Origin of the sequence: Alistipes sp. An31A (assembly GCF_002159425.1) — a bacterium.
GTDB classification, from domain to species: Bacteria; Bacteroidota; Bacteroidia; order Bacteroidales; family Rikenellaceae; genus Alistipes; species Alistipes excrementigallinarum.
In genome coordinates, this window is the sequence record NZ_NFIO01000014.1 from 18,849 (window position 1) to 44,572 (window position 25,724).

24 protein-coding genes are annotated in these 25,724 nt (G+C 52.2%); 16 read left to right on the plus strand and 8 right to left on the minus strand.

The features are described 5' to 3' along the window. Nucleotides 1–16 precede the first annotated feature (16 nt). Both mobB and B5F90_RS09765 read right to left on the minus strand, forming a co-directional pair. Complete coding sequence (gene mobB, locus B5F90_RS09760) at nucleotides 17–1,252, minus strand: conjugal transfer protein MobB (RefSeq protein WP_087362616.1); 1,236 nt, start codon at nucleotides 1,250–1,252, stop codon at nucleotides 17–19. Beyond that, the gene (locus tag B5F90_RS09765; protein WP_087362639.1) at nucleotides 1,237–1,647 is read right to left on the minus strand and encodes a mobilization protein; all 411 of its coding nucleotides are present in this window, start codon (nucleotides 1,645–1,647) and stop codon (nucleotides 1,237–1,239) included. Before B5F90_RS09765 ends, mobB begins: the two co-directional genes overlap by 16 nt. A gap of 501 nt (nucleotides 1,648–2,148) precedes the next feature. On the opposite strand from B5F90_RS09765, the gene B5F90_RS09770 reads away from it, so the two are divergent. The 15 genes from B5F90_RS09770 to B5F90_RS09845 all read left to right on the plus strand — a co-directional run bounded on the left by B5F90_RS09770 (nucleotide 2,149) and on the right by B5F90_RS09845 (nucleotide 15,489). Beyond that, on the plus strand, nucleotides 2,149–2,931 hold the full coding sequence (locus tag B5F90_RS09770) for a ParA family protein (RefSeq protein WP_087362617.1): 783 nt from the start codon (nucleotides 2,149–2,151) through the stop codon (nucleotides 2,929–2,931). 2 nt (nucleotides 2,932–2,933) lie between these two features. Next, the gene (locus B5F90_RS09775; RefSeq protein ID WP_087362618.1) at nucleotides 2,934–3,401 is read left to right on the plus strand and encodes a DUF3408 domain-containing protein; all 468 of its coding nucleotides are present in this window, start codon (nucleotides 2,934–2,936) and stop codon (nucleotides 3,399–3,401) included. 18 nt (nucleotides 3,402–3,419) lie between these two features. Further along, entirely contained in the window at nucleotides 3,420–3,794 is a 375-nt protein-coding gene (locus tag B5F90_RS09780) for a DUF3408 domain-containing protein (RefSeq protein ID WP_087362619.1), read from the plus strand. 692 nt (nucleotides 3,795–4,486) lie between these two features. Continuing rightward, complete coding sequence (locus tag B5F90_RS09790; protein WP_087309038.1) at nucleotides 4,487–4,783, plus strand: DUF4134 domain-containing protein; 297 nt, start codon at nucleotides 4,487–4,489, stop codon at nucleotides 4,781–4,783. Between the two features lies 1 nt (nucleotide 4,784). Next, nucleotides 4,785–5,114, plus strand: a complete 330-nt coding sequence (locus tag B5F90_RS09795; RefSeq protein WP_087309037.1) for a DUF4133 domain-containing protein — start codon at nucleotides 4,785–4,787, stop codon at nucleotides 5,112–5,114. A 4-nt stretch (nucleotides 5,115–5,118) separates the two neighbouring features. Next, entirely contained in the window at nucleotides 5,119–7,632 is a 2,514-nt protein-coding gene (locus B5F90_RS09800; RefSeq protein WP_087362621.1) for a TraG family conjugative transposon ATPase, read from the plus strand. After that, on the plus strand, nucleotides 7,629–8,009 hold the full coding sequence (locus B5F90_RS09805) for a hypothetical protein (protein ID WP_087362622.1): 381 nt from the start codon (nucleotides 7,629–7,631) through the stop codon (nucleotides 8,007–8,009). Before B5F90_RS09800 ends, B5F90_RS09805 begins: the two co-directional genes overlap by 4 nt. Continuing rightward, nucleotides 8,006–8,458, plus strand: coding sequence for a hypothetical protein (locus B5F90_RS09810; RefSeq protein WP_087362623.1), 453 nt, complete (start codon nucleotides 8,006–8,008; stop codon nucleotides 8,456–8,458). Before B5F90_RS09805 ends, B5F90_RS09810 begins: the two co-directional genes overlap by 4 nt. Next, complete coding sequence (locus B5F90_RS09815; protein ID WP_087362624.1) at nucleotides 8,455–9,516, plus strand: hypothetical protein; 1,062 nt, start codon at nucleotides 8,455–8,457, stop codon at nucleotides 9,514–9,516. Before B5F90_RS09810 ends, B5F90_RS09815 begins: the two co-directional genes overlap by 4 nt. Before the next feature lie 23 nt (nucleotides 9,517–9,539). Then, nucleotides 9,540–10,169 carry a DUF4141 domain-containing protein gene (locus tag B5F90_RS09820; protein ID WP_087362625.1) on the plus strand — a complete coding sequence of 210 codons (630 nt, stop codon included), beginning with the start codon at nucleotides 9,540–9,542 and terminating at the stop codon, nucleotides 10,167–10,169. A 2-nt stretch (nucleotides 10,170–10,171) separates the two neighbouring features. Beyond that, nucleotides 10,172–11,227: a conjugative transposon protein TraJ gene (traJ, locus tag B5F90_RS09825; RefSeq protein ID WP_087362626.1), complete on the plus strand. Its 1,056-nt coding sequence runs from the start codon at nucleotides 10,172–10,174 to the stop codon at nucleotides 11,225–11,227. Between the two features lie 7 nt (nucleotides 11,228–11,234). Further along, nucleotides 11,235–11,858, plus strand: coding sequence for a conjugative transposon protein TraK (gene traK / locus B5F90_RS09830; protein ID WP_087362627.1), 624 nt, complete (start codon nucleotides 11,235–11,237; stop codon nucleotides 11,856–11,858). Between the two features lie 210 nt (nucleotides 11,859–12,068). Continuing rightward, the gene (gene traM, locus B5F90_RS09835) at nucleotides 12,069–13,271 is read left to right on the plus strand and encodes a conjugative transposon protein TraM (RefSeq protein WP_087362628.1); all 1,203 of its coding nucleotides are present in this window, start codon (nucleotides 12,069–12,071) and stop codon (nucleotides 13,269–13,271) included. 11 nt (nucleotides 13,272–13,282) lie between these two features. Then, on the plus strand, nucleotides 13,283–14,173 hold the full coding sequence (gene traN, locus B5F90_RS09840; protein WP_087362629.1) for a conjugative transposon protein TraN: 891 nt from the start codon (nucleotides 13,283–13,285) through the stop codon (nucleotides 14,171–14,173). Between the two features lie 248 nt (nucleotides 14,174–14,421). Further along, nucleotides 14,422–15,489, plus strand: coding sequence for a Fic family protein (locus B5F90_RS09845; RefSeq protein ID WP_087362630.1), 1,068 nt, complete (start codon nucleotides 14,422–14,424; stop codon nucleotides 15,487–15,489). Between the two features lie 154 nt (nucleotides 15,490–15,643). On the opposite strand, the gene B5F90_RS09850 is transcribed toward B5F90_RS09845, so the two are convergent. The 4 genes from B5F90_RS09850 to B5F90_RS09865 all read right to left on the minus strand — a co-directional run bounded on the left by B5F90_RS09850 (nucleotide 15,644) and on the right by B5F90_RS09865 (nucleotide 19,832). Then, on the minus strand, nucleotides 15,644–16,252 hold the full coding sequence (locus B5F90_RS09850; RefSeq protein WP_143256162.1) for a hypothetical protein: 609 nt from the start codon (nucleotides 16,250–16,252) through the stop codon (nucleotides 15,644–15,646). Nucleotides 16,253–16,314: 62 nt separating this feature from the next. Beyond that, the gene (locus tag B5F90_RS09855) at nucleotides 16,315–17,307 is read right to left on the minus strand and encodes a zincin-like metallopeptidase domain-containing protein (RefSeq protein WP_087362632.1); all 993 of its coding nucleotides are present in this window, start codon (nucleotides 17,305–17,307) and stop codon (nucleotides 16,315–16,317) included. A 20-nt stretch (nucleotides 17,308–17,327) separates the two neighbouring features. Then, nucleotides 17,328–17,783: a hypothetical protein gene (locus B5F90_RS09860; protein WP_239307793.1), complete on the minus strand. Its 456-nt coding sequence runs from the start codon at nucleotides 17,781–17,783 to the stop codon at nucleotides 17,328–17,330. 57 nt (nucleotides 17,784–17,840) lie between these two features. Continuing rightward, a complete protein-coding gene (locus B5F90_RS09865; RefSeq protein WP_087362634.1) occupies nucleotides 17,841–19,832 on the minus strand; it encodes a ParB/RepB/Spo0J family partition protein in 1,992 nt (663 codons plus the stop codon). A 70-nt stretch (nucleotides 19,833–19,902) separates the two neighbouring features. Between B5F90_RS09865 and B5F90_RS09870 the strand changes: the two genes are divergently transcribed. Beyond that, entirely contained in the window at nucleotides 19,903–20,109 is a 207-nt protein-coding gene (locus tag B5F90_RS09870) for a hypothetical protein (RefSeq protein WP_087362635.1), read from the plus strand. 305 nt (nucleotides 20,110–20,414) lie between these two features. Here B5F90_RS09870 and B5F90_RS10905 read toward each other — a convergent pair whose 3' ends face one another. Beyond that, nucleotides 20,415–24,806, minus strand: a complete 4,392-nt coding sequence (locus B5F90_RS10905) for a hypothetical protein (protein WP_143256163.1) — start codon at nucleotides 24,804–24,806, stop codon at nucleotides 20,415–20,417. A 48-nt stretch (nucleotides 24,807–24,854) separates the two neighbouring features. Next, a complete protein-coding gene (locus tag B5F90_RS10910; protein ID WP_143256164.1) occupies nucleotides 24,855–25,334 on the minus strand; it encodes a hypothetical protein in 480 nt (159 codons plus the stop codon). Nucleotides 25,335–25,724 lie beyond the last annotated feature (390 nt).

Here is a 25,724-nt window from a genome sequence, read left to right on the forward strand (position 1 = left end):
ACATCCTTTTCTGATTTTATAATCGCCTGATACGCTGCTTTCTTTTTCGTTTGGAGACTTGTTGCTGTTCTTCGTAGGCTTGCACATCCGCCAATTCCAGAATCGCGTCCAACGGATGGAACGACTGACCCGACCGGAAAGATTCTTTTGAGGATGGGCTCTCCTGCTCCGAGGATTCCCGGGAGACTCCCCTACCCTTCTCTTCGGTATGAAACTGATGCTCGAAGGCGTTGGCCGAGAAATTCCGCCCCAGCAGGGAGCCGTTGGCTACAATTCCCTGCTCATGGTCGATAAAGGTCACACCGTAGATTCGTCCCGCAGCATTGAGGCGGAATACTGCATCAACGCCCGTGTCGTGCAATCGCTCGCAGAACTCCGTCCGGGTTGAACACCGCGCCATGCCATCCGCAACCTTTCCCCTCAATCCGTCCAGTGCTCCGGGCTCCTTCAAGGCCGTTTTCGAACGTTCATAATAGCGTTGCATAGCCTCATATCCGACATCCTTCCCGATGCGGCTTGACTTGAACGGCGTGCCGATGCCATAGCCGTCATCAGTCAGCGCCCCGTAGATCATTCCGGCATAATCACGTCCATCAATAGTTCCGGTCCGTTCCTCAGCCGAGACATTAAAGGCTTCAAGCAGCGTCCGCCACTCCCCAAAAGAGGCGCATCGGTAATGCCGCAGGCACGACCTTACGGTGGATGAAACCTGCTGCTTGACATCACCCTTCTGATAATCGACCTTGCGCAATCCCTCCCGATCCTGCAGCTCCTGGCCTTTGACACTCGGGTGTAGCCCGTATTTTTGCTCGAGGTCCCGCGTAATCTCTACGGAACGTCGGGCCTCGAAGTCATGAGGCAGTTTCCGCCCCTCTCTATCGATACGAAGCGACACGATATGCAGGTGTTCGCGGGCAATATCCCGGTGTTTGAATACAATGTAAGGTTGCTCGCCGTAGCCCATCCGCTCCATATATTCGCGGGCAATCTCGCCCAGTTGCTCATCGGTCAGACGGTCCTCGGGCGAGGGGTTCAGCGAGACATGGAAGACCGTGTTGGTCGTGCGTCGGTTGGCTTGCAGGAAGGGTTCAAAACTGGCCATGCACCGTTCGTGGCTCATGCGTCCTGCGGTATCGAACGGATCAAGCATCCGATTCCAGAAGAGCACCTCGGCCTGCCCCCGGTTGACTTTCTCCTCGTTGTAGCGGACAGCGCCGCCGACGGTTGCTCCCGTCCTTATATTCGCAACCATCCTTCGGCCTGTTTGGTAAGATTCAGAATCTCTATACTCAATGCCTTCAGTTCGCGGGTGTGCTGTTCCAACGCAGCGATCTGGCGCGGAATCGAGACATTGGAGAAGTGGCTGTTGATGGCACGGACCACTTGATTATAATTATTTCCGACACGCTGAAACTGGAAGTAAAGGTCGTTGAGCCGTGTCAGAAATTCCACCTTCGAAGGGTCACGGCGGATAACCTCGAAACGCTCGGCAAAGAGTCGTTTGACGATGAACTGGCTGCGGTTGTGCTCCAATCCGGCGGCAGCAAGCATCTGCCGGAAGCGGATCTCCTGCTCCTCGTTGAGCCGGAACGAGTATTTGTAACTCGGGGTTTGAGATTGGGGGTTGTGTTTTCGCTGACGGGTCATTCGATAGAAGATTTGGGGTTCGACTTGGGAGAACCCCGCCCGCCTCGCAGAGCGAGGACCTTTGTCGGACAAACCGCCGGTTGTCGGACAAAGGTACACCTCGCTCCCGTCAGGCGACGGGTACAGTTCCGGCATCCGCAGAGGACAATTCCTCTCCCGAAAAAGCATCTCCGAAACAAAAAAACACGGGCGGATTCTCCGTTGCAATATTACGAGGATCTTCAGGGATTAAAAAGCGCTGTTGTCGGCCATGCGAGGCCTCCGAAGGACACCAGGAACCAACCTCCAAAAACCGCATTACCTTGCGGGCAGATGGATTCAAACCGACACATGACGGCATGGATATTCGATGGAGAAGAGATTTCTCCAAATAAATATTTCTGGATTTACAGATTTCCGGAATTCTGGAAATATCCACCTGAACGGAGATTCATGCACATACATAAATGTAGAGTTGAAAATCCAACACGACCAATCATCAACCCCTCAAATCTTCAAACGATGAAAACTTCCAATCAACAAACATCCGGTTCCTGGAACATCTCCATCTGCAATCAGAAGGGAGGTATCGGCAAGTCGGCCCTTACGACGCTTCTCGCCAGCTATCTGCATTACATCTGCAAACTCAAGGTGCTGGTCGTCGATTGCGACTATCCCCAATGGTCAATCTACACGCAACGCACCCGCGAGTTGGAGATTCTTGATTCGAATGATAATTACAAACTGCTGATGACGCGGCAGTTCAAGGTCTCGGGACAAAAGCTCTGGCCTGTTGTCCGTACCACCCCGGACAAAGCAGTCGATGAGGCCGAGCGTTTCAAATCGGAGAAGGAATATGTGCCGCAGATCACACTCTACGATCTGCCCGGGACAGTCAATACCGAGGGTGTCATCGAGACATTCTCGAAGATGGACTGCCTGTTCCTTCCGATGAAGGCCGACAAGATTGTCATGGAGAGCGCGCTCTCCTTTGCCCGTATCCTCTCGCGGCAACTTGTCGAAAATCCGGCAATCCGGCTCAAGCGCATCTTTCTTTTCTGGACGATGGTCGACCGTCGTGAGAAAACGTCGCTCTACGACCTGTATGATGGCATCATCCGCCAGCTCGGACTGCCGCTGATGGAGACCCGCCTACCCTACCGGTCGAAATTCAACAAGGAGCTGCTGGCCGACGGCACGGGCGTAGGACGTTCGACCCTGCTGGCTCCGGAAAAGGCATTTACGGCCGATTCCCGGATTGGGAATCTGGCCCATGAGATGCTCACCCTGCTTCAAACCCTGTAGATATGGCCAAGCGACAGAAAATGGAAATCGACGAGGGCCTGATCCGAAAGATGATAGCAGGCGAGGCCTCACCCCGCGAAAAGAGTACCCAGGAAAATACCTCAACAAAAGAGCCCCCGGAGCTTCCCGACCCTGCGGAGCCGGTTCCCGAACCGGAGACAGCGACAGCAGATGCTCCAGCCGTGGAGGAATTGCCGCAGAGCTTCGCAGCGGAGAATCGCCGTCGACGCACCATGCCCCTTCCCGATTACGAGCAGACATTCCTGCAACCCGTGAACTACGACCTCAGAGCCTCCCTCTATGTGAGTCGTGCCACCAAACTCAAGATTCTGGAGATTGTCAAAAAGATCGGCAACGAGCGTCTTACGGCCACCTCTTTCGTGGACAACATCCTGCGCCACCATATCACCACCTTCCGGGACGAAATCAACCGAATCTACAAAACCCGCAACAAGGAGACCATTGTTTAACCTAAAAACTTTACTGCCATGTTTTACAACCCATCTTATCTCGTACTTGCAATCGTTTTCCTCGGAATCACTCTTGCCATCCAGATCGGATATTTCTGGCGAACGAAGCGAAAAGCCCGGATTCCCGATTCCAATCAGGAAAATTCCGACCAGACAAAGGCCACGACCGAGTTTGAGCGAATCTTCATGACACCGCTCACCATTCGGGCACGAAGTGCCATCTACGTCAGCGGAGCCACCAAGCAGAAGATTCTGGAGATTGTCCGAAAGGTCGGAGGCGAACGAATGACCGTCACCTCCTATGCGGAACACATCCTGCGGCAACACCTTGCCCAATACAAGGAAGAAATCAACCGCATCTACGAGGAACGCGGCAAGAAAGATCTGTTTTGAAAATGGGCTTCCCGAGTTCCCTTTTCGAGCGAATTGCACGATGGCATTGGCGGTGGCTTCCGCAGCGGTGGCGAAAGTCCGCAGAATCCCGGGCCGACGGGCCGGACGGCAAGGTCGATTCGGAACAGGCTGTCGAGCCCTGCCGGGGAGAATCACCCTCACTGATAATCCCGAAACACTATGCTGTTACCGGCCATCCGCGGCCTCGGAAGGCCATCCCGGCACCTGCGGAATCAAAGCCCGAAGATGCTGCTACATTTGTTCCGCCCTCGGCCGAAAAGCCGGCCTCGATGCAGGGCTGGGGCGAGTTGGTCCTCCAGGCTCCAATCCGCGAGAACGGCGAGACCGTAGAGCCGCGGGAGCCCCGGCCGCCCTTGCGGCTTCCGTCCCTGCAGGACAACGGCGAGTTGCACGATCCGGAGGTACAGGCGCTGCTCCGGAGCGCCGAAGCGGGCGAGCGTGTCCTTACGCCGGATGTTACGGAGGAGGAGCGCCGCGAGATTGAGAATTTTGACCTGCGAAACTATGTCTGACCCTCAAAAAAACGAATGCACAATGAACTGGAATCGGGATTACGGCTAATGCCCGGATGATTTGTTACGGGAAGCAACGGTTTGCTTCCGTCCGGTCGCAGACTGCCTCGAAAGGCGGGCTGCGGCCTTTTTCACACCCATTACCAAACTGCAAAACCGATGAAAAAAAGCGCAATCTTCTTGATTCTGATGCTACCTGCATCGCTTGCTTCCTTCGCACAAGGCAACGGCATGGCCGGAATCAGCGAGGCGACCAACATGGTCACCTCCTATTTCGACCCGCTCACCAAACTGATCTTCGCCGTGGCTGCCGTGCTGGGGCTGGTGGGCGGCGTCCGCGTCTACTCGAAGTTCAACAGCGGCGATCCCGACGCCTCGAAGTCCGCCACGGCGCTCTTCCTCTCGTGCGTCTTTCTGGTTATCGTCGGCACCGTCTTACGCTCCTTCTTCCTCTGACATGGCACAGTATACCATCCACAAGGGCGTCGACCGGCAGGTCGAGTTCCAGGGGCTGACCTCGCACTATCTGATTCTCTTTGTCGCCGGGCTGCTGGGCATCTTCCTGCTCTTTGTCATCCTCTACGCCGGAGGGGTTCCGCAGGGCATCTGCATCCTCTTCGCCGTCGCGGGCGGCAGTGGCCTCACCTGGGCGACCTTCTATCTGAACCGCCGCTTCGGACCCCACGGTCTGATGAAGCTCCTCGCCCTGCGGCAGCATCCGCGCCGCATCATCCACCGCCGGAGTGTGCGCCGCCTGCTCGAACGTCGAACCTTACCCAAACGCTGATGCCATGCGAGGAACCCTGAAAACTTCGACCCTTGAGTCGAAATTCCCACTGCTGGCCGTCGAGGGGAACTGTATCCTCTCGAAGTTCGCCGACGTGACGGCCGCCTTCCACGTGACGCTCCCGGAGCTCTTCACCCTGACGGCCGAGGAGTACGAAGCGCTGCACGCCACCTGGGTCAAGGCGCTGAAGGTCCTCCCGGACCACACCGTCGTCCACAAGCAGGACCTCTTCATCGAGGAGCGTTACGAAACACCCGATTCCGAGGCCGAGCGCACGTTTCTCTCCCGGGCCTATGAACGCCACTTCAACGAACGCCCCTTTCTGCGCCACACCTGCCACCTCTTCATCACGAAGAGCACTCCCGAGCGGCTGCGGCAGACGAGTGCCGCCTCCGTCCTGTGCCGGGGCTTCATCATCCCGCAGGAGATTCGCGACGGGGAGGCCGTGACCCGTTTTCTGGAGAGCGTCGCCCAGATGGAGCGCATCCTGAACGATTCGGGGCTGCTGCGGGTCGACCGCCTCACGGAGGCGGAGATTGTCGGTACGGATTCCGATGCGGGACTGCTGGCCCGCTACTTCGCCCTCACGGACGAGCGACAGGCTGCGGTCAACGAGGACATCCGCCTCGACCCGGGCATGATGCGCATCGGCGACAAACTGCTCTCGATGCACACGCTCTCCAATCTGGATCTCCTGCCGCAGAGCGTTGCGACGGACTTCCGCTATGAGCGTCTCTCGACCGACCGCTCGGAGTGCCGGCTCTCGTTCGCGGCCCCCGCGGGACTGCTGCTCGGATGCTCGCACATCTACAACCAGTATCTCTTTCTGGACAACCACGACGAGACCCTCAAGCGGCTCGAGGCCCGGGCCCGCAACATGAACTCACTGGCGAACTACTCGCGCGGCAACGCCCTGAACAAGGAGTGGATAGACCTCTACCTGAACGAAGCCCATTCGCAGGGGCTGCGCTCCGTAAGGTGCCACTGCAATGTCGTGGTCTGGGCCGAGAGCGAGGCGGAGCTCAAGCGGCTGCGCAACGACGTGGGGTCGCAGCTCGCCACGATGGGCTGCACGCCCCACCACAACACGGTGGACGTGCCGGTGCTCTTCTGGGCCGCCATCCCCGGCAACGAGGCCGACTTCCCCGCCGAGGAGAGCTTTCTGACCTTCCTCGAGCAGGGGGTCTGCCTCTTCAACGGCGAGACCAACTACCGCTCGTCGCTCTCACCCTTCGGCATCAAGATGGCCGACCGGCTCACGGGGATTCCGCTCCATCTCGACATTTCGGACCTTCCGATGAAGCGCGGCATCACCACCAACCGCAACAAGTTCATCCTGGGACCCTCGGGCAGCGGAAAGTCCTTCTTCACGAACCACATGGTCCGCCAGTATTACGAACAGGGGGCGCATATCCTGCTCGTTGATACGGGAAACTCCTACGAGGGGCTCTGCTCGCTGATCCACCGCACGACGCGGGGACGCGACGGCATCTACTTCACCTATACCGAGCAGGAGCCCATTGCCTTCAACCCCTTCTACGTCGAGGACGGGGTCTACGACATCGAGAAACGCGAGTCAATCAAGACCCTGCTGCTGACGCTCTGGAAACGCGAATCCGAGGAGCCGACGCGCGCGGAGGAGGTGGCCCTGTCGAACGCCGTGAACCTCTACCTCTCGAAGCTCAAGACGGACGATTCGATTCAGCCCTCGTTCAACACCTTCTACGAGTTTCTCGCCTCGGACTACCGTCGGCTGCTGGAGCAGAAGCATGTCCGTGAGAAGGATTTCGACCTGGCGAATCTGCTCAACGTGCTGGAGCCCTACTACCGGGGTGGCGAGTACGACTACCTGCTCAACTCCGACCGGCAGCTGGATCTGCTCTCGAAGCGCTTCATCGTCTTCGAGCTGGATAACATCTCTTCGAATAAAACGCTGCTTCCCGTGGTGACGATCATCATCATGGAGGTCTTCATCAACAAGATGCGGCGGCTGAAGGGCATCCGCAAGATGATCCTGATCGAAGAGTGCTGGAAGGCCCTCACCTCGGCCAACATGTCGACCTACATCCGCTATCTCTACAAGACGGTGCGCAAGTATTTCGGCGAGGCGGTCGTCGTTACGCAGGAGGTCGACGACATCATCTCCTCGCCGATTGTCAAGGAGTCGATCATCAACAATGCCGACTGCAAGATCCTCCTCGACCAGCGCAAGTACATGAACAAGTTCGATCAGATCCAGACGCTGCTCGGTCTTTCGGAGAAGGAGCGGGCGCAGATCCTTTCGATCAACCAGGCGAACGATCCCCGCCGCACCTACAAGGAGGTTTGGATTGGACTCGGAGGCGTGCAATCGGCGGTCTACGCCACGGAGGTCTCGACCGAAGAGTATCTCTGCTACACCACCGAGGAGCGGGAGAAGATGGAGGTGATGGCCCGGGCCGAGAAACTCGGCGGCGACATCCAGGCAGCCATCCGCGCGCTGGCCCGCGAGCGGGAAGACCAAAATTCCCGGCCATGAAACAGATCCTTTGGAGCTGTGCCGGGCTGCTGCTGGCGTTGCTGGCCCTGCTCGGCGGATTCCGGCTCTTCTACGATTTCGAATACCACAAGATCCGGCCGCTGTGCGGCGAGTGGCATTCGACATTGGATAAAACCCGGCTCGAGATCAACCACGCGGACGATGGCTTCTGGATTCGCATCCATCGCTACGACACGCGGACCGGGCGTGAATCCTTTGAGAGGCACCCGCTGAAGTATGCCTCGTGCATCCATTACATAACCTATGGCGGTGCGCGTGTCGATCTCTTCCACACCCCCGGTTCCGACCTGCTGCTGGTCATTCCGGGAGGTATTTTCAAACGCGATTTGTCCAACCTTCAAAACGACTTACCATGAGTAGTACCCCAAACATCACCCCCGCGGAGGCGCTCACGGCGCTGCGGGCCGAAATCCGACAGCGCACCCAGCTTGTGCGGCTCATCACCTCGCTGCAGGAGGAGATCGCCTACGACCGCATCTGCGGATCGTGGCTCTCGACGGAGAACAACCTCTCGGCCTCGATCCGCCGCATCTGCACCCGAACCTACCGGATGCTGATCTTCGACAACACGCTCTGCTACCGGCGGCTGGTGCAGGATACCGTCATCACGGCCGAGCGACGCACGCTGCTCTTCGGCAGCCGCGACGATCCGCGCGACATGCACCCCATCGAACTCGACCCCGAGAGCGACACGCTGCTTCTGGGCTGCTACGGACGCTTTGTCGCGGAGGAGCGGGCCTGCCGGCGTGCGGAACAGGAGAGCATTTCCGAGGAGTGTTTCACGGATCATGAACCCGAGGCATGAAGTGGCGCGAATTATTCGAGGGGCTCTTTCGCCCCGCAGCCGGGGAGGAGTTCCAACAATGGGAGCCGGCTCTGCAGCGAACAAGGCAGCTATTGGAGGCCCGGGACTTCCGGACGCTGACCGATCTGGTTCGGGAGCATCGCCACTCGGAGCTGCTGACGCGGGGGATCGGGCTGGAGATGATGGCGCGTCTTCCGCAGCTCCTCACCTCGCCCGACGAGGCGGCCCGCCCCGAGGTGCTGCAACTGATGGATGCCCTGCGCAGGACACCCGCCATGAGGCACACGGGCCGGAAGCTGGCCAACCTGCTCGGGAATACCTCCCATCCGATCCACGGCGTGCTGGCCCTGCACACGCTCCTTGTGGATGCTTATCCCGAGCGGCATCCCGAAAGCCGGATGCGGCAGCCGACAACCGGGGAGGTGCAGGCGGCCATGCGTCTTGTCGACCGACTCTTCCGAACGGGGATTTTTCACGAACTGTGCCGCATGACAGAGGTCCCGACCCGGATGGAGCCACCCTTTTATGTGGCCCGGCTCTACGGCTGGGATGTCGACTGCGAGATGCTGCAGACCATGCGGCACGAGCGGGATGCGGCGACGCCCGGAGCCGATCCGCGGCGGATGCAGGAGCTCCGGGAGGAGATCTTCCGCACGGAGAACCACCTGGTCCGCGGTGCCGAGCGCACCATCGAGAGGATGTCCGAGATGTCCGTTCCGCGGAGTTATGTCGAGCGCCTCGAGAGCGAACTGAACACGCTGGGCTGGCTGGCCCGCGCTCCGGAGCGCATCGACGATCCGCACACAAGCCGGCAGTTTCTCGACAAATACGAGATCCATCCGGGTCTGCCCTCGGAGGCACAACGTGCCGAGGCGGAGGCGGCATTCCGGGAGCTCGACGCACGGCTTGTCCGACTGACGGGCCGCAAAGCCCGGACGCACGAACTCGACCTCCGCGTCGCACAACCTGAGCGGGAGCCGGGCCGCACCTTCTTTCGCCGGGAGTACCCCGCGGTGATGCGACCCGCCGAAACAGTACCTCGCAAATTGAGACATTGAACGAACTTCAAAACCACCGAACCATGAAACCACGCATTATTCTGCTCTGCCTCGGGCTGCTCCTGACAGCCCGGGCTGCGCAGGCGCAATGGGTCGTCACGGACCCTACGAACCTCGCACAGGGAATCATCAACTCCACCAAACAGATTATCGAAGCGGCCCGCAACGGCTCGACCCTCCTGCAAAGTTTTCAAGAGACCGTAAAAATCTACGAGCAGGGGAAGCGGTATTACGACGCGCTGAAGGCGGTCAACAACCTCGTCCGTTCGGCCCGCAAGGTCCAGCAGTGCATGTTGCTCGTCGGGGAGATCTCCGACATCTACGTCAACGGCTATCAGCGCATGGTGGTCGATGACAACTTCTCGGCCGCGGAACTGGCGGCCATCGCCACGGGATATGCCCGGATTATCGAGGAGTCGGCAGGGGAGCTCAAGGAGCTGCAGGATATTGTCAACCCCACGGACATGTCGCTGACGGACAAGGACCGTATCGACGTGGTGGAGCGGGTCTACGGCGTGCTGCGCCACCATCGGGATCTGGCCCGCTACTACACGCGCAAGAACATCTCCATCTCGCTGCTGCGCGACGCCCGACGCAACGACCTCGACCGCGTGATGGCCCTTTACGGAACCGACGAACAACGATACTGGTAGCGATGGTACAGGCACTCTCCATTTCAGAGAACATCCACACGATTCTCCGCGTTCTCTACGACGATATGATGGTTCTCTGCTATCCGATGGCCAAAGTTGCCACGGCCATAGCCGGAATCGGGGCCCTGATCTACATCGCCTACCGCATCTGGCAGGCGATGGCCCGGGCCGAACCCATTGACCTCTTCCCGCTGCTGCGACCTATGGCGATTGGAATTAGCATCATGTTCTTTCCGACCCTTGTGCTCGGGTCGCTCAACGGAATTCTCTCACCGCTGGTGCAGGCCACCCACTCGCTGATGGTCGGCCAGACCTTCGACATGCAGGAGTGGCGGCAGGAGTGCGCACGCCTTGAACAGGAGAGCCGCGAGCGGCTTCCGGCGGAGAGCTACTACACCGAAGACGAGGAGAAGGAGCGCGAGTTGCAGGCCTTGGGCATCGACGAGCAGTCGCAGCAGGCCCTCGACCGGATGCAGAGCGAGCGGAAGTCGTGGAGCATCAAGGGGATGATTCTGAAGGCCCTCACTGCAATCATGGAGCTCTTCTTCGCTGCGGCGGGCGTGATCCTCGACGTGCTGCGGACCTTCTACCTGATTGTCCTCTCGCTGCTCGGGCCCATCGCCTTCGCCATCTCAATCTTCGACGGATTTCAAAACACCCTGGTGCAATGGTTTTCCAAGTATATCTCCATCTACCTGTGGCTCCCTATCTCGGACCTCTTCTCGGCTATCATCGCCCGGCTGCAAACCCTCTCGCTGCAGCACGATGCCGAGATGATGGCGCAGGACTACAACTGGTATTTCGACATGTCGAACAGCGTCAACCTAATCTTCATCCTCGTGGCCATCTGCGGCTATCTCTGCATCCCTTCGATTGCCTCGTGGGTCGTGCAGGCCAACGGCTTCTCCTCCTACAACCGAACCATTTCGCGCGCTACGTCGCTCGTGAGCGGCGGTGCCGGATGGATCACCGGGAAGGTTTGGGCCGGGACCAAAAGCACGGTCGGAGCCGCCGGCAAGGGGCTGGCCTCCGCAGCTCGCCTGATCCTCAAAAAGTAATCGCATCATGGAATTCAAATCATTGCTGAACATCGAAACCTCCTTCCGGCAGTTGCGCCTCTATGCGCTCATCTGCGCCGGAATCTGCGCCGTGGTGACCATCACGGCCGTCAGCCTCTCGTATGCCTTTGCCGAGCGGCAGCGCGAGAAGATCTACGTTCTGGACAACGGGCGCTCGCTCATGGTTGCCCTCTCGCAGGACCTTGCCCAGAACCGTCCCGTCGAGGCCCGCGAGCATGTGCGCCGCTTCCACGAACTCTTCTTCTCGCTCTCACCCGACAAGGCGGCCATCGAGTCGAACATGGAGCGGGCCCTGCAGATGGCCGACAAGAGCGCTCTGTCCTACTACAAGCTCCTGCAGGAGAAGGGGTTCTTCAACCGGCTAATTGCCGCCAACGTCTCGCAGATGGTCCATGTGGACAGCATCCGCTGCAACTTCGACCGCTATCCCTACGAAGCCACGACCTACGCCCGGCAGCGCATCATGCGCGAGAATACGATTACCGAGCGGTCGCTCGTCACGACCTGCCGGCTGGTCAACGTCTCCCGCTCGGACAACAACCCGCAGGGGTTTCTGGTCGAGGATCTGATGATTGTCGAAAATAAGGACCTGCAGACCTATGACCGTTAAAGCACTTATCCAAAGCCGTGTGCGCTGGCTGCGGCGGCGTATCCGTCGCTGGCACGACCAACTCTCGCCCCGAACCCGGCGGTGCATCCTCCTCGGGATGTTTCTGCTGCTGGTCGGGCTCTACGGGTTGCTGCTCTTCGGCCCGACTCCGCGATTCGATTTCGGGAGGATGGCGCCTCCCTCTTTGGAAAATCTGAAATTTTGATAACCATGGAAGAGAGACAAAAAAACACACCTACGCCCGATTCCGCCGCGACATTCGAGCGTCAGCGAAAAAGAAAAGTCATCCTGGTGGCCGCTGTCGGGAGTTTTCTGGTCACCGGGTTCATCCGGTTCCTCTTCAAACCCGCGCCCACAATCGGCGAGGGGCAGGCAGGAATCAACACCACGCTGCCCGACGGCAAGGCCCCGAAGATCGAGGGTGACAAGCGCAAGGCCGCGGAGCGCGTGGCCAGCGAGGAGCAGTCCCGCAACCGGATGATGACCCTCGGGGACAACACCTTCTCGCTGCTCGATGAGGAGCTTCGCAACACGGAGCCGCAGTCTCCAACCGATGATCCCGTGCGCCGGGCTGCCGAGGCGAACCGCGCCATGCAGCAGCAGGCCCGGCAATTCTACGCCGCGCCGCCGCGCAATGCCGAGGTCGAAGAGCTCCGCGAGCAGGTGGCCTCCCTGCAGCAGCAACTCGCCATCGAGCGGCAGCAGCCCGACCCGATGGAGGTGGCCGAGGAGCAGTATCGTCTGGCACAATGCTACCTCGGAGGCGGGACTGGAATCTCAGGCGAGGCCGACGGCGCGAAATCCCCGGGACGTTTCAGCGTCATGCGTCCCGTCCGCGAGGGCGATGTCCGGGCTTCGACCCTCAATCCGCGAATCGACTCCGCGCGGGAGCGCAACATCGGGTTTCTGACGGCCGCGGGTGTTCTTCCTGTGGATACGGCTCCGACCATCCGAGCCTGCGTCGCGCAGACACAGGTCGTGCGCGTAGGTTCGACAATCGCCCTCCGGCTGCTGGAACCGGTACGCATCGACGGTGAAGTTATACCTCGCAATACGCCGCTCTACGGCGCCGTCTCCGTAACGAGCGACCGGCTGCGGGTGACGGTAACCTCCATCGCATACCGGGAACACATCTTTCAGGTGCAGGCCGAGGCGTATGATCTCGACGGGCAGCCGGGAATCAACGTCCCCAACTCCCGCGAGCGGACAGCCCTCAAGGAGGCGTTGGCATCCGTGGGACAGACGGCCGGGACAAGCGTAAACATCACCCATTCGGCTGGGCAGCAGCTCCTCGCAGAACTGGCACGGGGCGGGATTCAGGCATCCTCCCGCTACCTCTCCGAGAAGCTCCGCGAGGTGCGCATCACCCTCAAGGCCAACCACCAGATTCTGTTAATCTCCAAAGAAAACTAAACGGCAACACCATGAAACGAGACCTCATTTATCTGACTCTTCTGGCTGCTCTTTTTGCCGCGGCCAAAGTTATGGCCCAAAACGACGGGACCTCGTCCCGACAGGGGCTCACGCCCCGCTCCATTGAGGTGGGATTTACGAAGACCGTGCATATCCTCTTCCCGGCACCCGTAACCTACATCGACATCGGCTCGATGGCCATCATTGCCGGGAAAGCCGACGGCGCGGAGAATGTCGTGCGGGTGAAGGCCGCCGTGCGCGACTTTGCGGAGGAGACCAACCTCACGGTAATTACCGAGGATGGCGGGTTCTACACCTTCGATGCCCGGTATGCCGAGAACCCCGCTACGTCGACCATCGAGATTTCGGTCGTGGAGAGTCCGGCGGCACAGCCCGCGTCAGCCGCGGAGCCAGCCCGTGCGGACGAAGGGCGCGTACTGCTCCGCGAGGTGGGGCGGGAACGTCCTGCCACGGTAAAACGCGTGTTGAGCGACATATACCGCCAGAACCGCGCAGACGTAAAGGGAATTCACACCCGGAAATACGGCGTGGAGCTCGAGGTGCGGGGAATCTACGTCCACAACGACGTGATTTACCTCCATGTGCAGATTGCCAACGACACGAACATCTCCTTCGAGGTGGACTATCGCCGCTTTGTCGTCGCGGACCGCAAGGCAGCCAAACGCACGGCTCAACAGCAACGCATCATCGAACCGCTGCGGGTCTGCAACGACCCCTTGATTGTGCGCGGACACCAGCGCCAGCGCATCGTTTTCGCTCTTCCGAAGCTGACACTCGAGGAGGACAAGATTCTTCTGCTGGAGATTGCCGAGAAAGACGGAGCCCGCCATCAATGTCTCGAAATTTCGAGCAAGGAATTGCTCGGGGCAAAGGCTCTGTAAGGATTGCAAGAAATAATAAACCTTGTAGCAAGTAAGCCGTTAAGGGAATTAGCGACTTACTTGCTATTTTTATATCCACTCAACAAATATGGAACATCTTATTCCTACTCGCGAACATCGTGTGAACCATATTTAGATGGACAAAACTTTCAAAATACATTCTAAAAACAAGCGAAAAGGTTATATACATACAACCTTTTCTAGAAATTATGTTATCTTTGTAATATTGATGGGAAATAGATGTCCGTATGAAATATCTTAACATAAAAAAGGCTCTTGCTGCATGGCAGAATTTGCAGCCACTTTCGGAAAAGGATAGAGAACGGCTTAGCCGACGTTTTACAGTGGATTTCAATTACAACAGCAACCACATTGAGGGTAACACGTTAACTTATGGACAGACAGAAATTCTGCTGCTTTTCGGCAAAGTGATTGGGGAGGCAGACGTGCGTGACGTACAAGAAATGGCCGCAAGTAACGTAGGCCTGCGAATGATGACGGAAGAAGCTGCGGTGAAGGGAGTGCCATTGACACAGAATTTTATCCGGACATTACATAAAACCATATTACGAGAAGATTATACTGTTTATCGTAATTTGCCTGGCGGCATGCAAACAAGTTATGTAATTCATGCCGGCCAGTATAAGACACGACCGAACAGTGTTATTACACGGTATGGGGACAGATTCGAATATGCTTCACCCGAGGAGACTCCTGGATTAATGGGAGATCTGGTGGATTGGTATAATGCCGCGGAGAAAGAGGGGAAATTATCTCCAGTAGAGTTGGCCGCGCTGTTTCACTATCGTTATATACGCATTCATCCATTCGAGGACGGCAACGGTCGTATTGCACGACTGATGGTGAACTACATTCTGACTCGCCATGACTATCCGATGATTGTAGTACGCAGTCGTAAAAAAAGTGAGTATTTAGACGCTTTACACCAAACTGATATGGAGGTTGGCCCTGTCCCCAGTGATGGAGCCCATGCAGACATCAAGGACATCCACCCTTTTTTGAAATATTTCAATGATCTGGTAGCTACGGAAATATATAATGATGTATTGTTTGTAAGCGAGCAAAATGAAAATGTATGGTGGTATGATGGGGAACGGATTGCCTTCCGAACCCCCAATTATACGAAAATTCTGAACGCTATGCGAACACAGCCAACATTAACATTGGCAGACATGAAAGAGAAAACAGGTATTAGTGTGACGGCTATACAGAAACTGTTGGATCAATTGATTTCAAAAAAGTATGTGGAGCGAGGCGAGAAGGAAGGGAGCTGGAGAGTATTTGTAACACAATAATTCAGAATAGACGTTTTTGCAACGGATTAATTTCTAAAAGTTACTAGTCTACAAATCTAGAAAATCTGTAGACTTTTTTATTTATCCCCCAGACACACTTTTGGAACAATATCATCAAAATACTCCTCACACATAATTTCCATAGCGTGATTTATTATCTGGTTCGACAATAAGTCATGGTTCCATAAGGTTTCCGGCGTTGGATCTCGATCAGCAGACCTCTTTGTACCAGCAAAGTGTAGGTCTCCCGAACGAAGTGCACGCACGGCGAATCGAACGAACAGCCCAGCGGTGCGCGGACGGTGTGCACCATCAGTTGCCGCACCAGCTCCTCGAGAACCTCGTCCCGAAGGTGGTATTTCGAAGGATCCGAGGTGCGGAAGGCATCGAGAAAAAGCCGCTCGGAATGTTGCTGCCGGTAGTAGGCCAACTCCTCCTCGACGGTAAAGTCGTAGAGCCGGTCGTAACGGTCCGTTGTCTGATATTGAAACGAGGTCCCCTGTCGCAAAACTCTTTCGACAAGGGCGATATGCGGCTCCTCGACCGGGCCGGAGAGTTCCGTCGGGTGGCAGTAGAGACAGGTCGTTCCCAGCTGGAAGGAGGGACATCCCGGCGGATTCTCCCGGATCGTAAAACCGGCACGCGAGAAGAGCGCGCGGATCTCCGTGTAGAACCGGTCATGCTGTTCGTGCGACATACGGCCGTCGTTATAGCCCGCCTCGATGCGGAAGTAGACATCATAGATTGGATGGGTGGTTTTCATGGTTTGAAAGATTAAGCCGCAGCCCGAAGACTGCGGCATGGTTCAACAATCGGCAACAAAGTCTATGCAGCCGGAACTTCGGTCTCCTCATCCGCGATTTCGTCAGTCCCGGCCTCCAGATGGTCGAAGATCATCCGGGCTGCCCGGTTGACGTCGACCAGAATATCGAACAGGTAGGCCGGCTCCTGGCGCAATTGCGTAAGCCACCATTTGAGATAGGCGGCATTCTCCTCGCGGGGCGTCGTGGCAAAGCCAGCCATGGCACCGCACAGTGCCGAGGTCAGCTCCGCAACCAACTCTTCGCGGGCATACTCTTCGTCGCCAAAGCTGCTCCCCATCGTGCGGTTCAGACGCTCGGCATGGCCCGTGCTGTGGGCAATCTCGTGCAGCAGGGTCCCGTAGAAGGCCTCGCCCTTCGGAAACTGCTCCTTGAGCGGGCAGACAACCCGATTGTGCAGGCGCGTGTAGTAAGCCCGGTCGCCGTAACGGAGTTCGATCGGGCAGAGCCACGCCTGCTGCTCGACCATCCGGTCAATCGGCTCGCAGACCATGCCGTCGGAGTAATCCTTCCGCTCGGCACGGGCTGTCAGCGCCGCATAGCGTTCCGGTTGCTTCTCTTGCATATCCGTCTGGTCGAGGTTGAAAACCGAATAGTAGCGTATGATGGGAATGACCTCATACTGTTTGCAGGCCTCCTTCGGAAGCTGGCGATACACCTCGAGATCAATCTTGCGGCGGGTCTCCTTGTGGCGGATGCAGATTTTCCAGAAGTAGACCGGGAACGACAGGGAGCCCTTGAGGATATTCAGTCCCTCCTCCTTGGCCTGCCGGAAGGTCATGAAGATCGGTGTTTGATAGCCGGCTATCCCCGAGAGGAAAAGCAGCATCAGAATATTCCCGGCCCGGTAGGGCGTGCCGCGCAGGTTGCGGGGAAGACCGTGCGCGAGGTCCGTGATCCACGGTTTCTGCCAGTCGGTTTCGAGGTGTTCGATACGCTGGATCATCAGCTCCGTCAGTCGGGGTGCTATGGCATCTATCAGATTCTGGTTTTTCATGGCTGAAAGTTTTGAAAGGGTTATGATTCGAATTGGGTAGCGAGCCGCCACACTTCAATCTTTTCTTCATTCGCCTTGGTATTCCACCAACGATTGCAGGCTTCCCGGAATGCACGGTAGTCCTCTTGGGGATTGAAGTCTTTTTGAGTGAGACCGGTCATTTTTTCCCGGTCCGCTATCACGAGCTTATTCTCCCACCATGGATTGATTATCTCTTTCATCAATTCACCTTCTCGAACCTGGCAGGTGTGGTCTTGGCAGTCATCACACCACATATCTTCACGATTATCATCTATCGAGTAAATTTGATTGGTATTACCATCAACCCATGCCTGATAGTAGACATGACGAGAACCACACTCCTCGCATCGCCACGGATTAGGACTGTTATCCGGGATGGCGGGCTGTATCATGGCAGGTTGCAGTCGGAAGAATCTGCGGTGTCGGTTTCGCAATTTTTTGAGTGTTCTGTTCATAGTTGCAGAAATGAAAGACGGAGCAATCGTTTGATTGCTCCGTCGGTTTTACTTGGTTCAGGCGGCCAGCGATTCTGCCGTCTCGTTCGGGCCGAACTCCGGATCGGCCGGGATAATCAGCGGCTCGGCAGGCGGTGCCGGAATCTCCGTGTCGGGCGTTGCCTCCAGCTCCTCGGGAAGTTCTTCGGGAATCGATTCTGCATCCGACTCCCGGGATTCGGCCAAAGCCCGGGCCTCCTCCTGCGCCTTCAGGTCGTCGATCTGCTCCTGCAACTTTGTCCGGCGTCTTTCGTAGGTTGCCAGGTACTTCTCCTGCACAGTACGGCTTTGGGACTCAAAATTCAAATCGGCAAACCGACACATCAGGCGCGTGTCCACCTCCTCGTCCGTACAGTTGTAATCCCGGGCCGTTGTGCGGAAGAAGTCGAGCAGGAAGAGGCGGATCATTGCCGCCCGCTGCTCGGGAGTCAGTTGCCCGGCGGCCGCAAAGCGCTCCTCCTCGGTAACGCGCCACTGATTTTGAGGTTCGATGCCGCACTGTCGAAGCCGATTGTCGGCCATGTGTCGGATCACGGCGTAGTAGAACATCTGGTGCTCCTCTTCGGTCAGCGGGCTGCCCGAGACCTTCGATTCGCGGAACAGCTTCTTCATGTCGGCGGTGATATGCTCGTAGCAAAGCTGCCGGTTTCGGTAATCCTGACGCAGCAGCCCCTCCATCGGAGAGGCGGGAACCATCGTGACGTAGACCGTCCGTTCCCCTGCGGCATCCTCGACTGCGACCTCCCGCTCCTCCTCCGGAACATCCTCATAGCGGATCTCCACGTCGAACATTCCGATGACGGCATATTTGCGGACACGCCCTTCCGTAACGTCAAATTCGAGTTGCCGGGTCTGCTCCGTAAACCGGGCCAACGCCGCTTCGTAGCGCATCACCGCTTCCGCGTAGTTTTCTTCCGACGAGTAGCACTCCGCCTGCGGGGCTTCGGGCATTTCGGGGGCCGTATCGTAGTAATCGAGGTAGTAATCCAGCTCCTGAATCCGGTAGCCCTCCTCTTCAAGATGCTCAATCACCGAATCGGGGGTATCGCCCACCGTGGCAAGGACTATCCGCGGATCCGCCTTCAGCAGCTGCAGGGCCTGCTGCACGAGGTATTCGTCGTTCTTGCGCATCATGCAGCTCCGGTTCTGGCAGCCCGCGCAACCCTCCGCACATTCATCCTTGAAGAGAATCTGGTTGGCCGTATTATGGTGACAGGTGTGACATTCGGTCTTGTCGAAACGATAGGTGTCCAGGCGTGTCATGTAGCAATCGTAGAGCCGCCGGGCAATCTCCTTGATCCGGGCATTCTTCCACGACAGGCGGCATCCGTCCGAGAAATGCTCCTCGTAGACCTCCTGCTGGACCGCCGCATCGTATTTCGCGATCTCGGTGGCGACACCAACCGAAATCTCCTCCCGGTCGAGCTGCTCGGCGAGGGCGTCGATCAGATCACAGAGTTTCAGTCGGGAGCGGATGTAGGCCTCGGATTTCCCGAACTTTCCAACCAGGCTCTCAATCGTATGACGGCCCGATTCCAGCGCCCGTTTGTAGGCCGCAGCCTCCTCGCGGGGTGTCACGTCCTCGCGTTGGAGGTTCTCCGTAATGGCAGCATCCTCGGCCTCGGCATCCGACAACTCCCGGACAAGGGCCGGAATGAATTTCAGCCCCGCCATAGCTGCTGCCCAATAGCGACGTTCGCCATAGACAATCTCGAAACCTTCATCTTTGGGCCGGACGCAGATCGGTTGCAGAACCCCGACCTGGCGGATGCTGTCAGCGAGCTCCTGCAAGGTCTCCGAGCGGAAATCCTTGCGGGGATTGTAGGTGCTGCTGACAATCTTGTTCAGATCCAACAACTCGACGGCCGGAGTCGGTTGCTGGTCCGCAGTCCCGGAAGAGGAGGCAGCTTGCGACGATTCCTGCACGTCGGGATTCAGATTTGAAGAGGCGGCTTTCGATACTTTGGCCTTGCTCTTCTTCGTTTTCGGTTCTTCCCTGGACGTCTGCATAACATCAAACAGTTTTTACCGTGTGTCTCACGTTTTTGTGGCCATGCAATCCAAACGGACTGCATAGTCAATGAATAAATTATGTTATGAGGACTTATTCCCGACGCGGTCGGTTGCCTCGGGAAGAGACACAGTTATGCGGCGACGTCGGAGCGGCAAAAAATACCGCAGCCTCGGCGAGGATGATTTTTCGTCCGAGGACGGCGGGCCGCTCGCGGCCTTCCGCATGACTATCTTCCCCGATGGCAACCGGGAAGAAAAAATTATTCGTCCCTAAGAAAAACTCTTCCGGGTATAACTATATATGGAGCAAGCCAAACGATAAGTCATTTCCTCTGCCAATAGAGGCAAAACAAATATGAAAAAAATCAGGCACGTTTAGGTATGCCTGATTGAAAACAAAAAATACTATATTGAAATATCCGTTAAATCTGAAGGTCTTTTTCCAACTTCCCTTTTTGGAATAATATTTAATAACATGAAACCAATTGAAAGTCTCAAAAGGTGAGTCAAAAGGTACTATTTAAGCTATTTCCTATTTAAAACACCTTCAACCACTTAATTATCGTTAACTGTAACAATTTAACGCAGTATGGTTTCCTCATAATTAAGTTTTCGTCCTTCAATCTTTGGTATCATATTCAAAAAGAATTTATTAAATATATTCATAGCCGAATGGATTGCTTCGCTATCCATACTTGATATTTCCGTAATCCTTGATCCAAGGGTACTAGGTGAAGCCATACGAATTCCCTGATATTCATCTGTATTCGTATTATACAACAACCACCACCGATCATGAAACGGAGTTTTTCCCTGCTGATCCTCATAACAGCAAGCCTTTACTTCAATTCTTCCTGGCAATTCTGCAGATATCATATTCCATCCATTTTGGAAGATTTCATTTAACGGTTCTTGGGTTTCATTCTTAGTTAGAATAAAGCATTTCAGATTATTATTGATATCCATTAGAAGTTTGATAATAAACAAGTCTTTTGCATGAAAATGCGGATCTATAATTCTGAGTATATCGTGCGGATACTTCTTGTACCACTCTAATATTTTTTTTACTCCTTTATCTTCCCGTCCCACTTGAATCATCCCGTCATTTGTATCATATCGCTCACTCATAATACGATTTACCCTATCCATTTTTTCCTGTGTTCCTGACGCAATAGCTAACACTAGTTTCAAATTATATAAAATGGCTTGATGTATATTCCGTAATAATATTTTATACTTGCCGTTTGCAGCATTCTTTTGATAAAGATTTTCGATAAAATATAATACAGCATTCTGCGTATCCGTTATGGGATTTTCATATATTTTACCAATGATAGCTTGTGTCGTATTAAAATCTCTAACAACATTCTTTTTTTTAATAAGTACCTCCATTTGCCGATCAAAGAAACGAATTTGCTCATCATTATTCAACCGCGAAACAAGCAGCAGATTATTCTTTGCAGCTTCTATTTTTTTACTGGAAGTCGCACGTTGTTTTAGCATTTTTTTATACTGCAACCGAGCGGGATCATCATCTATCATCTCAAGCATTGAGTCTGCTAATGCTTCATCATGATCTCTTACCATATCTAACATCCGCTGATAATCATGATATGAACCATTATTTTCTGACTTCAACGAATTCATCACTTTTGTTGCAACACTATGAGCCCTCGCAGGTACCGCATGAAAAGTTTCTTGTATACATAATTCATAGCGGTTGAATCTATCAAATGTATAATTGATACTTTCTATCTTCTGCAATGCCAATTCAATAAAATCCGTTTTTTCGGATACTTTTTTTAGGTAATTAGCTAACAAAGCGTAAAGAAAAGCTTGATCTGCAGTATTCTTTATACCCTCAATTTGCGCTTTCAACTTATCCACAACTATAGATTCTCCTCGGCTCCAAGCAATCATAGTTAAACATGCAATTTTGTAACCATCATGTTGTATACAATCTGTCATTGGTAACCTTGTAGTCACAATATCTTCGAGTTTATCGAGCAATACTTTCTGTATTTCTCTTGACAATTTACTACCTAAGTTATGTTTAATCGCGGATGTTATAATATTGGTATAGGAGAAGATGAAACCATCATCTTGTACATTTTCCATTAAGTCTAATAAGTTGTCATAATCTTTTTTCTCTAATGGAATCTGAGCTTCTATAGAATTTGTACTCGTATATTCTGGATACGGATATTTAGTTTGTATATATCGTGCAATATTCTCTATACAAGCATTGGCAAAGTTATTATCAAACTCATTCAGCCTTGTGTACAATAAAACTCGAGAGGATAAATACAAAGCTGGAGAAATTTGAAACAGCACCCTTTTTTGACAATATTTTGAAAATTTATCAAGAGGCCTTGACACATAATTATTCATAATTTTGTCAAACCACTCTTGATTATTTACTCCATAATATTCAAGAGCAATTCGAGACCACATAATAATAGTATCAGCTTCACTATTATCATACTCCATCAGAGTTTTAAACTGCTCAATATCATCCTCTGTGCAAATTCCTGAACGGATCAGAATACCAAGCGAATGCACATAAATATTTACACTTTCAGTATATGCCGCTACACATGAAAGTGATGATAGTAGTTGTGACTTTCTTATATTTGTAGTTTTAGCTACATACTCACGAGCCTCTTCCTTTAATGATATCTTTGATAATTCTTTTGCTATATTATAACCTGTATTTATTTGAAGCCATGGTATGCTTATTTTATTCCAACAAGTTTCCATATCACCTTTCACTTCCCGCTGAAAGGATATTTCTTTGTCATAGTTTTTACACAACCACACATATAGTGAGGCAAAAGTGTAGCACATCAACTCTACTTGCTCAATGGCTTTGAATAATGAGTAGTTTTTTTTGACATTACACAATAGCATTGGGTCTTTGCTATTCTCGTCAATAATTTTTTGAAGTAATTCAAGAATAGGCTTGTATAACTCTGTTTTATCATAAGTTATCTGATAAAACAATTCTTTGAAATACTCCCAGTTAAAGTGCGTTATATCCGTTTGCCTCACGTATTCAGTAGCTGCCAGTACATAAGCCTTATCTTTACGTTCTTTAGTGTTCATCTGCGCTATCACGTTTCGTACAAGCGAAGGAGCTGTACATACTAAAGCTTTAATTGGCCCTTCTACAACTTTCATATGATAAGCTGCGTATTGTAGCACATCTGAAAGATCTTTATTAATTTCTCGTTGTAAATCATCGAAAGATGATAGCCACTGCTCAATATCAGCTTTCGCTCCAAGTTTATCAAAATCATGTAAAATCAACGCTTTACAATGTGCCTGCAAACCTTTATCTTTAAAATCTAGTATTTCTAGATATAGGTCCTGTAACCGGTTCTTGGCATCTATTTTGTTATATTTACCTACAGCACTAATTACTAATATCATCAATCTTATGTATTCCACTGTAGGATATTTAATATTAGCCACAACTGCATCCAATAGTTCTACAACTATTTTTATTTGAACCTCTGGCATATCAGGCAATGGCTTACAAAACAACCGTAAGTATGTCACTTTAGGCATTGTGGTCGTAGAAGATTCTACCACTAATTTTACAGCATATTCAACGACATCACCTATATCATCTTGTTTTTTATGATTAGGAATCCAATAACGCAAAAAGTACAACTGGCTACTTGCAGTTGGGAGTTCTTTCATTCGAGCTACCACTTGTTGAGCTGTGCTGTCTTTCATAATTTGCTTCATAACAGACGCCATCTTTTTTAGGCCTTCATCTGCTATTCGAGTACTTACGATATCAGCCTTTGAAGCATTAATATCATCAGCTTTACCTTCATTGCTATATGAAAGACTGATTGCAGTATACAAACGGTCTATTTGTTGCTGATCTTTTGTTACTTTTGCGACTTTATCTATGATGTCGAGCGCCTTTTGCATGTTTATCGGCATCATTAATTTTGCTAACTCTAGAGCTTTGTCTGGAATATGAGCATAATCAATAACTTCTGCCAGTGTTTCTATTTGCGTATTTAGCTCCTTATTCATCGAATCGCTTAAGTGCATACCAGCTTGTGCAATAATTAGTAAACACTTCAGCCGTTCTTCTAATAAAAAGACGTTTTGTGTCAGTGCAAATGCTTTTTCATCGTCACCTATGGCTATCAAAGCCTCTATCTCCTCATCCGACAATTCGTTTTTTTCTATCTCACGAGATACACTTCGGTTAATAGCAAAACGGAAATAAGCTGCAGCTTGAGACTCAAAGTCACTACATGCATTATAACCATATTCACATTGTTCATTTAATGCAGCCTGGCTTTTTTTCTCTTCCAAATAATGCTGTACATTATCAGACGTCAAGTAGTCTACTAATGTTTTATTATTTTTTACTTGCTTGTATAGAGCCGGTAAATACTCAAACTGTTCGCCAAAATCATTGCTTTTTTCAATAAAATCAATAAGTAATAACTCTATTTCTATTTTATAACTTGCAAGCCGGCCCCGTAAATATTTCTTGTAGTCATCACTCCGTAGAACTATCAAACCATCTTTTTCTTCTATGTATTTTTTACATTTTCCTATTATTTCAATTGTTGCATCATCGGTTAATTTCAACGTACATTTTACGACGTCTTTAGTTAATGGCCTTTCACAAAAAGCTAACAAAGCCATCAACAAGTATATGTTTTTATCACCAAGACTCGCAATCCATTCATAATCATCCTCATAAAAATCTTCCACTGAATTGCTGTAATATTGGCGGATAATCTCTATCCCTTCAGTCTCAAGTTTTTCTGTCAGAATAGCTAATTTACGTGCTAATCCTTTATCGCTCAACTTATATATAGTATCCACATCATTTTTACTCAAATCAGGATTAATGCTTTCTAAATAATCCTTGACATCATTGAGCTGAAAACGTAAAATCTCATTAGTCTGCCGCGCTATGATACCTTCAGGCAAAAGTTCTTTAATCTCTTCTTTTGTCCCCGAAAATAAAAAACGAGCATCCTATAGATTAAATAGCGGGAGCAACATCGTCTTGATAGAATCAATATGTTCTGTAGGAATATTATTAAACCCATCAAACACAAAATAAAGTAGTTTATTTTTAGAAGCTTTGCTCAGCTTATAAATACATGAGGCTAAAGATACTCCTGACTCATATAAATCTAACTTTGTCCCAACAAATAAAGACAATTGTTGTAGCAAACTCTGCTTAATAGTATGAGGATTCAATAAATGGCGAGACCACCCATTGTTGAAGTATGACGCACAATTTTCGCCATGACTTTTGGCAAATAAAGCTAAAGTTGTAGTTACACCTATGCCTTCCACGCCTTCTACGCATAGCACCTTATCCCCATCTTTAAACTTTTCCTCAAAGAGATTCAGATATTGCTCACGAGAAATAATGTTTGCTCGTAATCTAGGCCTTGTATCACTTTGTGAATACATATTCACCAATTGAATATTTGCACAATTTACCATATAATTATTATTTTTCAGTATAACACCGACTCCAAAATAAAGCTATATAATTATTAGACATTACACTCGACATGCCTATTATCAAACAATTATATTTAGAAACAATAATTTATATCTTGAATGTCTATATCGTAAACTTCTTCAAACCAAAGAACTATGCAAAAAATTAATTCTCCATTATTCTATTTAGTCCTATTATAAAATTTTCCAAATCTAATATAGGGACTGTCGTAAAAAGAATAAAACTTTATAATGAATTGATTGCCAATGTGATATAAAATTTGTATCTTGGCTAAAGATAAAAAGAATACCTCCAATTGCCCTAGAAAAGCCAAATTTGGAGGTATCGCAAAAATTAATCTGCATGGCTAAGGTACAAAATTTCTCTGA

Bases quoted from the DNA above. Each gene is read 5' to 3' on its own strand.
- mobB (WP_087362616.1), bottom strand. From the start codon at position 1,252: ATGGTTGCGAATATAAGGACGGGAGCAACCGTCGGCGGCGCTGTCCGC.
- B5F90_RS09765 (WP_087362639.1), bottom strand. From the start codon at position 1,647: ATGACCCGTCAGCGAAAACACAACCCCCAATCTCAAACCCCGAGTTAC.
- B5F90_RS09770 (WP_087362617.1), top strand. From the start codon at position 2,149: ATGAAAACTTCCAATCAACAAACATCCGGTTCCTGGAACATCTCCATC.
- B5F90_RS09775 (WP_087362618.1), top strand. From the start codon at position 2,934: ATGGCCAAGCGACAGAAAATGGAAATCGACGAGGGCCTGATCCGAAAG.
- B5F90_RS09780 (WP_087362619.1), top strand. From the start codon at position 3,420: ATGTTTTACAACCCATCTTATCTCGTACTTGCAATCGTTTTCCTCGGA.
- B5F90_RS09790 (WP_087309038.1), top strand. From the start codon at position 4,487: ATGAAAAAAAGCGCAATCTTCTTGATTCTGATGCTACCTGCATCGCTT.
- B5F90_RS09795 (WP_087309037.1), top strand. From the start codon at position 4,785: ATGGCACAGTATACCATCCACAAGGGCGTCGACCGGCAGGTCGAGTTC.
- B5F90_RS09800 (WP_087362621.1), top strand. From the start codon at position 5,119: ATGCGAGGAACCCTGAAAACTTCGACCCTTGAGTCGAAATTCCCACTG.
- B5F90_RS09805 (WP_087362622.1), top strand. From the start codon at position 7,629: ATGAAACAGATCCTTTGGAGCTGTGCCGGGCTGCTGCTGGCGTTGCTG.
- B5F90_RS09810 (WP_087362623.1), top strand. From the start codon at position 8,006: ATGAGTAGTACCCCAAACATCACCCCCGCGGAGGCGCTCACGGCGCTG.
- B5F90_RS09815 (WP_087362624.1), top strand. From the start codon at position 8,455: ATGAAGTGGCGCGAATTATTCGAGGGGCTCTTTCGCCCCGCAGCCGGG.
- B5F90_RS09820 (WP_087362625.1), top strand. From the start codon at position 9,540: ATGAAACCACGCATTATTCTGCTCTGCCTCGGGCTGCTCCTGACAGCC.
- traJ (WP_087362626.1), top strand. From the start codon at position 10,172: ATGGTACAGGCACTCTCCATTTCAGAGAACATCCACACGATTCTCCGC.
- traK (WP_087362627.1), top strand. From the start codon at position 11,235: ATGGAATTCAAATCATTGCTGAACATCGAAACCTCCTTCCGGCAGTTG.
- traM (WP_087362628.1), top strand. From the start codon at position 12,069: ATGGAAGAGAGACAAAAAAACACACCTACGCCCGATTCCGCCGCGACA.
- traN (WP_087362629.1), top strand. From the start codon at position 13,283: ATGAAACGAGACCTCATTTATCTGACTCTTCTGGCTGCTCTTTTTGCC.
- B5F90_RS09845 (WP_087362630.1), top strand. From the start codon at position 14,422: ATGAAATATCTTAACATAAAAAAGGCTCTTGCTGCATGGCAGAATTTG.
- B5F90_RS09850 (WP_143256162.1), bottom strand. From the start codon at position 16,252: ATGAAAACCACCCATCCAATCTATGATGTCTACTTCCGCATCGAGGCG.
- B5F90_RS09855 (WP_087362632.1), bottom strand. From the start codon at position 17,307: ATGAAAAACCAGAATCTGATAGATGCCATAGCACCCCGACTGACGGAG.
- B5F90_RS09860 (WP_239307793.1), bottom strand. From the start codon at position 17,783: ATGAACAGAACACTCAAAAAATTGCGAAACCGACACCGCAGATTCTTC.
- B5F90_RS09865 (WP_087362634.1), bottom strand. From the start codon at position 19,832: ATGCAGACGTCCAGGGAAGAACCGAAAACGAAGAAGAGCAAGGCCAAA.
- B5F90_RS09870 (WP_087362635.1), top strand. From the start codon at position 19,903: ATGAATAAATTATGTTATGAGGACTTATTCCCGACGCGGTCGGTTGCC.
- B5F90_RS10910 (WP_143256164.1), bottom strand. From the start codon at position 25,334: ATGGTAAATTGTGCAAATATTCAATTGGTGAATATGTATTCACAAAGT.